Raw genomic sequence first — 12,010 nt, 5'->3', positions numbered from 1 at the left:
AACATAAGTGGTCGCTAATACGGATGTAGGCAGCGGGCGGCAGGCGCAATGGCCTGCCCCGGTCATCCACACAGGCTGCTCAGCTGCGTCTTGAGAGTTGCGATGCTGATTGGTAGCTACGATTTTTCCCTGGTTCTGATTTCCCTCTGCGTGGCGATTCTGGCGTCCTACACGGCACTGGATCTGGCTGGGCGCATCGCCACCGCGAAAGACGCCGCCGTACCGCTGTGGATCGCGGGTGGCGCGGTGGCCATGGGCATCGGCATCTGGTCGATGCACTTTATCGGCATGCTGGCCTTCAGCTTGCCGATCCCCCTGGGCTACGACCTGGCCATTACCTTGCTGTCCCTGGCGATCGCCATACTCGCCTCGGGCTTTGCCCTGTGGCTGGTGAGCCAGCCGCAGATGCCGCTGTGGCACTGGCTGCTCGGTGCCCTGGCGATGGGTGCCGGGATCAGCTCGATGCACTACATCGGCATGCATGCGCTGCTGATGCAGCCGGGCATCGACTACGACTCGCTGCTGGTCGGGTTGTCGTTGCTGATCGCCGTTGCCGCCTCGGCAGCCGCTTTGTGGATCGCTTTTCGTCTGCGCCGGCATACGCCATTCGTCAGAGTAGCCCGTGGCGGCGCGGCGCTGATCATGGGCCTGGCCATCGTCGGCATGCACTACACCGGCATGGCCGCGGCGAACTTCCCCGTCGGCAGTTTCTGCGCCGCGGCCGGCAAGGGCCTGGATGGCGGCTGGCTGGCCAGCCTGATCGTCATCGTCACCCTGGCGGTATTGGCCATCGCCTTGCTCACCTCGGTGCTCGATGCGCGGATGGAAGCGCGCACCACGGCCTTGAGCAGTTCGCTGGCCGAGGCCAACCGGGAGCTGACGCAACTGGCGCTGCACGACAACCTGACCAAGCTGCCCAACCGCCTGCTGCTGGAAGACCGCATCGAGCAGAGCATGCTCAAGGTCACGCGCAATGGCGGCCACTTCGCGTTGATGTTTATGGACCTGGATGGTTTCAAGCCGATCAACGATGCCTTTGGCCACCACGTCGGCGATCTGTTGCTGCGTGAGGTGGGCCAGCGCCTGCGCGAAAATCTGCGCGCCCAGGACACCCTGGCGCGGGTGGGCGGCGATGAGTTCGTCTTGCTCGCCGAACTCAGCGAGCCGAACGACGCGGTCAACGTCGCCGGGCAAATGGTGACGTTGGTCAGCCAGCCGTTTCAGGTTGGCGAGCACCAGTTGCGCGTGTCCACCAGTGTGGGAATCGTCTTGTACCCCGGCGATGGCGACGATCGGCAAACCCTGCTGATGAATGCCGATGCCGCGATGTACCACGCCAAGGGCGCCGGCAAGAACGGCTACAGCTTCTTCGAAACCTCGATGAATACCAATGCCCGCAACCAGTTGCAGCTGCTGCATGATTTGCGTTCGGCACTCGAACGCGAAGAGTTCTGCCTGCATTACCAGCCCAAGTTCGACGCCGCCAACGGCCAGCCGATCGGTGCTGAAGCCTTGCTGCGTTGGCAGCACCCCGAACGCGGCCTGCTGGCGCCGGATGACTTCATCGGGTTGGCGGAAAGAACCGGCCTGATCATCGCCATCGGCGACTGGGTGTTGCAGCAGGCCTGCGGGCAGATGCGCCAGTGGTACGTGCAGGGCTACCGCGAGTGGCGCGTGGCGGTGAACCTCTCGGCGTTGCAGTTCTGCCATGCCGGTCTGGTCGAGAGTGTGGCGCAGGCCCTGGCGCTGAATCAGTTGCCAGCCAATTGCCTGACCCTGGAAATCACCGAAACCACGGCGATGAGCGATGCCGATGCCAGCATGCATGTGCTCAAACAATTGGCCGAGATGGGCGTCGACCTGTCTATCGACGATTTCGGTACCGGGTATTCCAGCCTGCTTTACCTCAAGCGTTTGCCCGCCAACGAGCTGAAGATCGACCGTGGCTTCGTGCGCGACCTGGAGCACGACAGCGATGATGCGGCGATCATTTCCGCCATCGTCGCCCTCGGCCAGGCCCTCAACTTGCGCATCGTGGCCGAGGGCGTGGAAACCCTCAGGCAGCAGGATTTCCTCACCGCGCTGGGGTGCAACTCGCTGCAAGGCTTCCTGCTTGGTCATCCTTTGCCGGCCGAGCAATTCATGCAAGCGATCACCGAGGCCCAGGTGGCCGCCACCATTAAGGATTGAAATGAGCGTTTGTGCGTTACCCAGCGAGCGTTTGCGCATGCTTGGCTGGACGTTATTGCTGATTGCCTTGGGCCTGAACCTGCGACCGATCCTCACGTCGGTCAGTCCGTTGCTTAACGATATTCGCCTGAGCGCCCAACTGAGTGTGCAGGCCGCGGCGTTGCTGACCACTTTGCCGGTGGTGTGCATGGGCCTGGTGGCGCTGCTCAGTGCTGCGGTCGAGACGCGCTTGGGCGAGGGCCGGGGCATCGCCCTGGGGCTGCTGTGTATTTTGCTGGCCTGTGCGGCGCGCGGCGTCATCGCCGATGGCACCTTGCTGCTGGGCACGGCGTTGCTCGGTGGTATCGGCATCGCCTTGATTCAGGTGCTGGTGCCTGGCTTGGTCAAGCGCCAGTTCGTCGGTCGGGTGGCGCTGGCCATGGGCATCTATTCGGCGGCGTTGATGGGCGGCGGCGGGTTGGCCGCCTGGCTTAGCCCGCGCCTGGCCAGCCAGCTGGGCAACTGGCAAGCGGGGTTGGCCGTGTGGATAGTGCCGGCGTTATTGGCCCTGTTGCTGTGGTGGCGCGCGCCCTGGCGCATGTCCCCGGCGCAGCCTGCCGGGCACACCGTGCAAACCTTTATGCGCAACCGCCGGGCCTGGCTGCTGGCGTTGTATTTCGGGTTCAGCAATTGCGGTTACATGACGGTGGTGGCCTGGCTGCCAGCCTATTACCAGCAACTGGGCTGGAGCAGCCAGGACAGCGGTTCGTTGCTGGCGCTGATGACCGTGTTTCAGGTGTTTGCCGCCCTGGGTATGCCGGCGCTGGCGCAGCGCATGCGCGAACGCCGGGGGTTGTTGAGTATCAGCCTGGTCGCACAATTGCTCGGCTTTGCCGGCTTGCTGTTCCAGCCGCACAGTGCGCCGCTGCTGTGGGTCGCGTTGATCGGCTTCGGCCTGGGCGCCTGTTTCGCCCTGAGCCTGATCCTCAGTCTCGATCACGTGCACGATCCGCGCGCGGCTGGGCAGTTGGCCGCTTTCGTCCAGGGTTTCGGTTTTCTGATTAACGCCCTGGCGCCTTCGGTCAGCGGCTGGTTGCTTGAGCGCAGCGGTGGCTTCCATGCCACCTGGCAGCTGATGCTGGCGTGCAACGTGGTGATGCTCGGGGTGACGTGGCGCTTCAGTCCGTCCAGCTATTGGCGCATTTTTAGCAATCAGCGCCAACGCAGTAGCCACTAACAGGCCGTTGCAAAGGCCATGTGCCCATGACGTGTTGCATGAGCAGTCAGGCTTTTGTGGGCGCGGTCTTGACCGCGAGCGGTTCAGGCCGCGCGCTCAAGGCAGCCCAAAGAGCTCGCGGCCAAGGCCCCTCCCACTGCTGGTAAACGAGCATTTTGGCCTCGCATTCGAGGCCATTGGCGACGTCGGTAGCTGGCAGACAGTCGCTCGGCGTCAGTTGCGCTGTTTGCGGTTGACGGTCTGCGCGGCCTTCATCACGTCGGCACCGATCGCCGGTTCGAACTGCTGCCATACGGGGCGCATCGCGCTGCGCCAGGCTTCGCGCTGTTCGGCTGTGAGGGCGATTACCTGGCTGCTGCCGGAGGCTTCGATGCGCTGGCGATCTTGCTGGTTAGCGGCTTCGGCCTGGCGGTTCACCGCGTAGGTGACTTCGTCGATGATGCCCTCCAACTGCATGCGCACCTGGTGCGGAATGCCGTACCAGAAGCGTGGGTTGCTCACCAGCATGTAGTCGAGCACGCCATGGTTGGTCTCGGTGATATAGGGCTGCACGCTGTGCAGTTTCTGGCTGTAGATATTCGACCAGGGGTTTTCCGCGCCTTGTACCTGGCCACTTTGCAGGGCCGTGAAGACTTCGGCGAACGGCAGTTTCTGCGGCACCGCACCCAGCTGGTTGAACTGCGCCTCGAGGACCCCAGACGGCTGGATGCGAAAGCGCAAACCCGCAGCATCGGTGGGCATTTGCAGGGCCTTGGTCGCCGACAATTGCTTCATGCCGTTATGCCAGTAAGCCAGGCCAACGATGTTGTGGTCCTCCATCGAGCGCAGCAGTTGACGGCCTTTGGCGCGCTTCTGGAAACGGTTGACGGCTTCCAGGTCGTCGAACAGGAAGGGCAGATCGAAGACTTGCAGTTGTTTGGTGTATTTCTCGAACTTGGCCAGTGAAGGCGCCAGCAGTTGCACCTCGTTGTTGCGCAAGGCTTCCAGTTCGTCGGCATCGCCGTAGAGCGAGGAGTTGGGGTAAACCTCAACCTTGACCTTGCCCGCCAGGCGCTCTTCGACCAACTGCTTGAACAGCAGGGCGCCCTGGCCTTTGGGCGTGCTGTCGGCGACGACATGGGCGAACTTGATCAGGATGGGGCCTTGCTCTTGCGCACTGTGGGCGCCGGCAGAGGCTAACGTCAGGGCGCAGGCGGCCATGACGACGATCGACTTGAACATGCGGTGTCCTTTTATTGTTATCGGTCTTATCTGGACGGTGCGCGTACGCGCTGAACCGTCATCCTTATTGCCGCTGTGGCCTGCGCTTGGCAGGTGTTCACGGCTGTTGTGCCGCCGGGTCGTGCCAGCTCAACGCCCGCTGTATATGGCAATGCCTGTGCCAAAAACCTGGCGACTGTCGAGGCCTTGATTCGTCAGTCGATTGGCGTGACCCAGTTCGCATCGGGTGGCGAGATGCCGCCACCCGTCGCCGGAATATCAGCGGTATTCCGCTTATCCATGAGGCTGCTTAGCCGCCAGCGCGCACCCCGATCCAGGCGGCGAGTCGCGCAGGCGTTTGCCACGGCCGGCTAGACAATCGGTCGAACGCACTTGCCCCAGGGCGGCTATACCACTGATTACGGACTTGTAGGGCACCCACAACCGCGTAACTGTTCAGGCAACACGTACGTGGGCGGTCGCCTTGTCCTTGGCCTCACGTGCAGGAGTCGTCATGTCCAAAGTAGCCATAGTCACTGGCGCCTCACGCGGTATTGGCGCCGCCATTGCCAAACGCCTAGGTGCCGATGGCATCAGCGTGGTGGTCAACTACGCCTCGCGGCCGGCGGATGCCGAGCAGGTGGTGCGCGATATCACCGCTGCCGGCGGCAGGGCCTATGCCGTGCTGGCCGATATCAGCGATTCGGTGGCGGTCGAAGCCTTGTTCGACCAGGTCGAGCTGGCGTATGGCGGGATCGATATTCTGATCAACAACGCGGGCATCATCCAACCCGATATGGTCAACCTTGCCGACACCGACGATGCGCTGTATCAACGCATCTTCGCGATCAACACCAAAGGCACCTTCAATACCCTGCGCCTGGCTGCCAGGCGGCTGCGCGATGGCGGCCGCATCGTCAACTTGTCCAGTTGCGTGGTTGCCCTGGCGTTGCCGGGCTACTCGGTGTACGCGGCGTCCAAGGCCGCGGTGGAAAGCCTGACCGGCATCTTCGCCAAGGAGCTGCGTGGGCGGAATATCAGCGTCAACGCGATTGCTCCCGGGCCAACGGCGACCGAGCTATTTGTCAGCGGTAAAACCGCGCAGATGATCGACGAGCTGGCCAAACAGCCACCGATGGAGCGCCTGGGTACGCCGCAGGACATCGCCAATGTGGTGGCCTTCCTGGTCAGCGAAGAGGGCGGTTGGATCAACGGGCAGACGTTGCGGGTCAATGGCGGAATCGTCTGAGCCTGGCTTCAGCGGTTTTTCGCGGCAATCCACTGCGACATGTATTGGCTGCTCTTATGCAGGTGATGACGCAGCATGGCGCCGACGAAATTCTGCCGCCGCAGTTCGTCGCGCTGCTCGAACAGCCGGTGCAGGCGCTCGATCAACAGGGTGCCCTGGGCATCGCGGTCGAAGTGCGCGGCGAGGATCGCTGAACCGCGTTGCTGGGCCCGCTGCCAGTGGCTGGCATCGTCATACAGCGCCACGGCCGCGTCGGCGAAGGCCGCGGCCGTGGCAACCCGCGCGCCGCCCCAGGGCAACTCGCCGTGCATGCCTTCGCTGCCGATGGCGGTGGTCACGCTGGGCGTGCCGCAGGCCATGGCATCGGCCAGTTTGCCCTTGATTCCCGCGCCAAAGCGTAGCGGCGCCAGGCACACCCGCGCCTGGCTCATCACCCGATGCGCATCGTCGGCCCAGCCGAGTACATGAAAGCCCTGCCGGGCATTGTGCAGCGCCGTGGCCTTGGGCGGCGGGTAGGCGCCGTAGACGTGCAGTTGCGCCTGCGGCAAGCGCTGGCGGATCAACGGCCACAGCGCATGTTTGAGCCACAGCACCGAATCCCAGTTCGGCGCATGGCGGAAATTGCCGATGCTGATGAAATGCTCGCGCTCGGCGAAGCCCGGCTGGGCGGTGTCGCTGGGCATCAGCATCAAGGTGCAGTGCTGCAATTGCGCGGCGGGTACGCCGAACTGGATTTGCAGCAGCTGCATTTCGAACGAGGAAATCATCAATGTCAGGTCGCTGCGGTAGATCGCGGCGATCTCGCGCTGCGCCGTATCGCTGCCGGCCATGGCGGCGTACAGCGCCTCGGCGTTGGCCTCGACGGCGCCGACTTGCTGCTTATCCGCCTCGTTGGCGCAGGCCTGCTGCGTGTTTTTCAGCAGTTGCTGGCGGGCTTCGCGCAGGCTGTGCAGGTCGCTGGTGTCGAGCACGCGCAGTGCATTCGGCCAGGCGCGCTCGACGCGCCAGGCGAATTGCTCTTCGGTGAAGAAACGGTCGAACAGCACCAGATCCGGCTGCAACGCGGCGACCATGGCATCGAAGCTGTCGCAGTTGAGGGTGATGGCGACCTCGGGGATCTCCAGCGCGCGCAAATCGGCGCGGTGTTCCGACAACGCCGCCGCGCTGGCGAAGGTCACCTGCCAGCCCTGGGCGCGGAACAGCACCAGCAGCTCATGCATGCGACTGCCCGCCGCCGAAGAGCACGGCTCAGGCCAGACGTAACCGATAACCAGGATTTTCTTCATGCAACGCCGCGCTGATCAGGCGAAAGGGCGGCGATTATAGCGCCCGGCATGTCCACCGCGCGTGACCTTGGCGGACAAGCCTTCGGCATGTCCGCCCTACCACCGCGATGTGCGCTGCTCGGCGTTACCTCTTGCACCTCCGTAGGGCGGACATGGCGCAGCCTTGTCCGCCGCTGGCGATAAACGCGCGCGCAAAAAAAGCCCCACGGCAAGGAGCAAAACCGTGGGGCTGGAAGTGGTTGGAGTATCCAACCCAGGAGAGTCGGGCAGGCGGGTCAGGCGTTGGGCTGCCAACCTCCGCCCAAGGCTTTGTAGATGGCGACGATGCCGCGATACAGCTCGATTTCACCGACGGCCTGGCTGTCTTCGGCAGCCAGGCGCTCACGCTCGGCATCCAGCAGCACGAGGAAGTCCACGCTGCCTTCGCGGTAGCGCACCGCCGCTTGTTCGGCTGCGGCGCGGCTGGCTTGCGACTGACGCACCAAGGCGAGTAGGCGCTGCTGACGTTTAGCGTAGTCGCTGAAGGCGTTCGCCGACTCCTCCAGGGCCAGCAGCACTTGTTGCTCGTACTGCGCCAGGGCGCCGTCAGCATCGGCTTCGGCACCGCGTAAACGGGCGCGCACGCTGCCCAGGTCGAAGGCCGCCCAGCTGATAGTCGGCGCTACGCCCCAGGCGCGCGCCGCCGATGAACCCAGCTGCGAGCCGCGCCCGGCGGTAAAACCGAGGAAGCCGCTGAGGCTGACCCGCGGGAACAGGTCGGCGGTGGCCACGCCGATAGTGGCAGTCGCCGCTGCCAGTTGCCGTTCGGCGGCGCGGATATCCGGGCGGCGGCGCAGCAGTTCGGCCGGGTCGCCAATCGGCAGGGCCTTGGCGATGGCTGGCAACGCTTGCGCGGAGAGGTCGACGCCGAGTTGTTGCGGATGCTGGCCGAGGAGGGTGGCGATGCGGTTCTGCGCACGCACCTGTTCGGCTTGCAGTTGCGGCAGGCTGGCTTCGGTAGCGGCCAGACGCGCGTCGGCGCGCAATACATCCAGTTCGCTGCCGAGCCCAGCATCGCGCAGTTGCTCGGTGATGGCCCGCGACTCCTGCTGGTTCGCCAGGTTTTCCCGGGCGATACGTTCGCGCAGTTGTGCACCGCGCAGGTTGCCGTAGGCATCCACCAGCTCGGCGATCAGGCTGACCTGCACCTGGTAGTAGTCGGCTTCGGCGACTTCGATCTGCGCGTCGCTGGCTTCCAGTTGACGCTGGATGCGGCCGAACAGGTCGAGCTCCCAGGCCATGTCCAGGCCCAGGTCGTAGCGCTCGGCATTCACTCGCCGCTCGGTGACGCCGGGTTGCTGGGCCTTGCCGATTTCACTGCTGGCGCGGCTGGTAATGGTCGGCAACTGGTCGTTGGCCACGTCGTCGCGGATCGCCCGCGCCGCGCGCAGGCGGGCGAAGGCCACACGCAGCTCGCGGTTGCCGTCGAGCGACTGCTGCACCAACTGGTTCAGTGTCGGGTCATCGAACTGCTGCCACCAGAGCGCCTCGAAACGAGTGCGGTCGTAGTGCGTGGTTTCAGCACTGCTCAGCTTGGCTGCTTCGGTCGACGGGGCCTGGTAGTCCGGGCCGACGGCGCAGGCTGTCAGCGCCAGGGTTAGCAGGCTGATGGCCAGAGGCTTGGCGTTGAGGGTTTTCATGCCTGCACCTCCAGCAAACGTGCGGCTTTCTGCGCTTCGCGTTTCTCCACGAAGGCGCGGATCAGCACATAGAACACTGGGGTCAGCAGCAGGCCGAAGAAGGTCACGCCGAGCATGCCGCTGAACACCGCGACGCCCATGGCATGGCGCATTTCTGCGCCGGCACCGGAGGACAACACCAACGGTACCACGCCCATGATGAAGGCGAAGCTGGTCATCAGAATCGGCCGCAGACGCAGGCGGCAGGCTTCCAGCACCGCGCTTAAACGGTCCATGCCTTCTTCCTGTTTCTCCTTGGCGAACTCGACAATCAGGATGGCGTTCTTACAGGCCAATCCCACCAGGACGATCAGGCCGATCTGGGTGAAGATGTTGTTGTCGCCACCGGCCAGGATTACCCCGGTGATGGCCGACAGCAGGGTCATCGGCACGATCAGGATCACCGCCAGCGGCAGGCTCCAGCTCTCGTACTGGGCGGCCAGCACCAGGAAGGCCAGCAGCACGCAGAGCGGGAAGACGAAGATCGCGCTGTTACCGGCGAGGATCTGCTGGTAGGTCAGGTCGGTCCACTCGAAGCTCATGCCGTTGGGCAACTCGTCCTTGAGCAGCTTGGCGATCGCCGCCTCGGCCTGGCCGGAGCTGTAGCCGGGGGCGGCCGCGCCGTTGATTTCGGCGGTGAGGAAGCCGTTGTAGTGCATCACCCGATCCGGACCTGAGCTGGCGCTGACCTTGAGGAAGGCTGACAGCGGGACCATTTCGCCACGGTTGTTGCGCACCTTGAGCTGACCGATCTGCTCCGGCTCCAGGCGGAACTGCTGCTCGGCCTGCACGTTGACCTGATAGGTACGGCCAAAACGGTTGAAGTCGTTGGCGTACAGCGAGCCCAGGTAGATCTGCATGGTGTCGAAGATGTCGCTGATCGCCACGCCATGGGTCTTGGCCTTTTCGCGGTCGATGGCGGCATCGATCTGCGGCACGTTGACCTGATAGCTGGTGAACACCGACATCGGGTCCAGCTCCGGCAATTGGCGCGCCTTGGCGATGATGTTCTGGGTTTGCACGTAGAGCTCGTCGTAGCCCAGGTTGCCGCGATCCTGCACCTGCAAGCGGAAGCCGCCGATGGTGCCGAGGCCTTGTACCGGAGGTGGCGGGAAGATCGCCAGATAGGCTTCCTGAATACCCGCGAACTGGCCGTTAAGCTCAGCGGCAATCGCCCCAGCGGACATGCTTTCGTCCTGGCGCTGATCGAAATCTTTCAGGGCGACGAAGACGATGCCGCTGTTCGGGCTGTTGGTGAAACCGTTGATCGACAGACCCGGGAAGGCGATGGTGTTGGCCACGCCTGGGTGCTTGCCGGCGATTTCCGACATTTGTTTCATCACCGCTTCGGTGCGATCCAGAGTCGCGGCGTCCGGCAGTTGGGCGAAGGCCACCAGGTACTGCTTGTCCTGCGCCGGCACGAAACCGGTGGGCGTCGTGGCAAAGCCCAGGTAAGTCAGACCCATCAGCCCGGCATAGACGAACAGGGCGATGCCGCTGCCGCGCAGTACGCGCTTCACGGTGCCGACATAGCCATGGCTGGCGCGGTCGAACGCGCGGTTGAACGGCTTGAACAACCAGCCACCGAACAGCTTGTCGAGCAGCTTGGAGAAGCGGTCCTTCGGCGCGTCATGGCTTTTCAGCAACACGGCGGCCAGGGCCGGAGACAGGGTCAGCGAGTTGATCGCCGAGATCACCGTGGAGATGGCGATGGTCAGCGCGAACTGCTGGTAGAACTGCCCGGTAAGCCCGGAGATAAAGGCCGTGGGGATAAACACCGCGCACAGCACCAGGGCCGTGGCGACGATGGGGCCAGTGACTTCCTTCATCGCCTGCTTGGTGGCTTCCACCGGGGTTTTGCCCAGGCTGATATTACGTTCGACGTTTTCCACCACGACGATGGCGTCGTCCACCACGATGCCGATGGCCAGCACCAGGCCGAACAGCGACAGCGCGTTGAGCGAGAAGCCGAACATATGCATCACGGCGAAGGTGCCGATCAGGGAGACCGGCACGGCGGCCAGCGGAATGATCGAGGCGCGCCAGGTTTGCAGGAACAGAATCACCACCAGCACCACCAAAATGATGGCTTCGAGCAGGGTGTGCACCACGGCCTCGATGGAGCCCCGCACGAAGATGGTCGGGTCATAGACGATTTCGTAGTCCACACCCTGGGGGAAGCTCTGCTTCAGCTCGGCCATGCGCTCACGCACCGCATCGGAAATCTCGATGGCGTTGGAGCCGGGGCGCTGGAATACCGGGATGGCGACTGCGGGTTTGTTGTTCAGCAAGGAGCGCAGGGCGTATTGGCTGGAGCCCAGCTCGATCCGCGCGATGTCTTTCAGGCGAGTGATTTCGCCGTTTTCACCGGCGCGGATGATGATGTTTTCGAACTCTTCCTCAGTGACCAGACGGCCCTGGGTGTTGATCGACAGCTGGAAGCTGTTGCCCGCATCCGAGGGCGGCGCACCGAGCGAACCGGCAGCGACCTGACGGTTCTGTTCGCGAATGGCGTTGACCACATCCGAGGCCGTGAGGTTGCGCGAGGCCACCTTGTTCGGATCGAGCCACACGCGCAGTGAGTAGTTGCCGAGGCCGAACAGTTGCACATCGCCGATGCCGTCCAGGCGCGCGAGCTCATCCTTGATATTCAGCGCGGCGTAGTTGGACAGATAGAGCATGTCGTAGCGGTCGTCCGGCGAGGTCAAGTGCACGACCATGGTCAGGTCGGGCGAGGCCTTGTCCACCGTTACGCCGAGGCGCTGCACTTCGGTGGGCAGCGTCGGCATGGTCCGCGTCACGCGGTTCTGCACCTGCACCTGGGCTTTGTCCAGATCGGTGCCGAGGGCGAAGGTCAGGGTCAGGGTCATCTTGCCGTCGGCAGTGCCCTGGGACGACATATAGAGCATGCCTTCCACCCCGGTAATCGCCTGTTCCAGCGGCGAGGCGACGGTTTCGCCGATCACCTTGGGGTTGGCGCCGGGGAAGGTGGCGCGGACCACCACGGTCGGCGGTACCACTTCCGGGTATTCGCTGATCGGTAACTGGAACAGCGAGATGGCACCGCCGATCAGGATCAGCAGTGACAGCACGGCGGCGAAGATCGGCCGCTGAATAAAGAATTGCGAGAAGTTCATCGTCTTCTACCTAA

General features: G+C 63.7%; 7 protein-coding genes. 3 read left to right on the top strand and 4 right to left on the bottom strand.

Features of this window, described 5'->3' with window-relative positions; all coding sequences use genetic code 11:
• The first annotated feature begins 102 nt into the window (after positions 1-102).
• Both B3M58_RS09880 and B3M58_RS09875 read left to right on the top strand, forming a co-directional pair.
• Positions 103-2,190 (top strand): putative bifunctional diguanylate cyclase/phosphodiesterase, encoded by a 2,088-nt coding sequence (locus tag B3M58_RS09880; protein ID WP_296218709.1) that lies wholly within the window; start codon positions 103-105, stop codon positions 2,188-2,190.
• 1 nt (position 2,191) lies between these two features.
• Positions 2,192-3,406: a CynX/NimT family MFS transporter gene (locus B3M58_RS09875; RefSeq protein ID WP_296218708.1), complete on the top strand. Its 1,215-nt coding sequence runs from the start codon at positions 2,192-2,194 to the stop codon at positions 3,404-3,406.
• A 213-nt stretch (positions 3,407-3,619) separates the two neighbouring features.
• Here B3M58_RS09875 and B3M58_RS09870 read toward each other — a convergent pair whose 3' ends face one another.
• Positions 3,620-4,627: a TRAP transporter substrate-binding protein gene (locus tag B3M58_RS09870; RefSeq protein WP_296218705.1), complete on the bottom strand. Its 1,008-nt coding sequence runs from the start codon at positions 4,625-4,627 to the stop codon at positions 3,620-3,622.
• Positions 4,628-5,120: 493 nt separating this feature from the next.
• Between B3M58_RS09870 and B3M58_RS09865 the strand changes: the two genes are divergently transcribed.
• Entirely contained in the window at positions 5,121-5,855 is a 735-nt protein-coding gene (locus tag B3M58_RS09865) for an SDR family oxidoreductase (protein ID WP_296218704.1), read from the top strand.
• Between the two features lie 8 nt (positions 5,856-5,863).
• Here B3M58_RS09865 and B3M58_RS09860 read toward each other — a convergent pair whose 3' ends face one another.
• The 3 genes from B3M58_RS09860 to B3M58_RS09850 form a co-directional block, all read right to left on the bottom strand.
• Positions 5,864-7,141 (bottom strand): glycosyltransferase, encoded by a 1,278-nt coding sequence (locus tag B3M58_RS09860; RefSeq protein ID WP_296218703.1) that lies wholly within the window; start codon positions 7,139-7,141, stop codon positions 5,864-5,866.
• A 275-nt stretch (positions 7,142-7,416) separates the two neighbouring features.
• Positions 7,417-8,820: an efflux transporter outer membrane subunit gene (locus B3M58_RS09855; protein WP_296218701.1), complete on the bottom strand. Its 1,404-nt coding sequence runs from the start codon at positions 8,818-8,820 to the stop codon at positions 7,417-7,419.
• On the bottom strand, positions 8,817-11,996 hold the full coding sequence (locus B3M58_RS09850) for an efflux RND transporter permease subunit (protein WP_296218700.1): 3,180 nt from the start codon (positions 11,994-11,996) through the stop codon (positions 8,817-8,819). The genes B3M58_RS09855 and B3M58_RS09850 overlap by 4 nt, the downstream gene beginning before the upstream one ends.
• Between the last annotated feature and the right edge of the window lie 14 nt (positions 11,997-12,010).

Source organism: Pseudomonas sp. UBA2684, assembly GCA_002354655.1.
Taxonomy (GTDB): Bacteria; Pseudomonadota; Gammaproteobacteria; order Pseudomonadales; family Pseudomonadaceae; genus Aquipseudomonas.
Note: the sequence above shows the minus strand (reverse complement) of the source record. Positions and strands in the feature narration are given on the sequence as shown.

What these genes read in the sequence shown, in the direction of transcription:
- B3M58_RS09865 (WP_296218704.1), top strand. Translation starts at nt 5,121, where the DNA reads ATGTCCAAAGTAGCCATAGTCACTGGCGCCTCACGCGGTATTGGCGCC.
- B3M58_RS09860 (WP_296218703.1), bottom strand. Translation starts at nt 7,141, where the DNA reads ATGAAGAAAATCCTGGTTATCGGTTACGTCTGGCCTGAGCCGTGCTCT.
- B3M58_RS09870 (WP_296218705.1), bottom strand. Translation starts at nt 4,627, where the DNA reads ATGTTCAAGTCGATCGTCGTCATGGCCGCCTGCGCCCTGACGTTAGCC.
- B3M58_RS09875 (WP_296218708.1), top strand. Translation starts at nt 2,192, where the DNA reads ATGAGCGTTTGTGCGTTACCCAGCGAGCGTTTGCGCATGCTTGGCTGG.
- B3M58_RS09850 (WP_296218700.1), bottom strand. Translation starts at nt 11,996, where the DNA reads ATGAACTTCTCGCAATTCTTTATTCAGCGGCCGATCTTCGCCGCCGTG.
- B3M58_RS09855 (WP_296218701.1), bottom strand. Translation starts at nt 8,820, where the DNA reads ATGAAAACCCTCAACGCCAAGCCTCTGGCCATCAGCCTGCTAACCCTG.
- B3M58_RS09880 (WP_296218709.1), top strand. Translation starts at nt 103, where the DNA reads ATGCTGATTGGTAGCTACGATTTTTCCCTGGTTCTGATTTCCCTCTGC.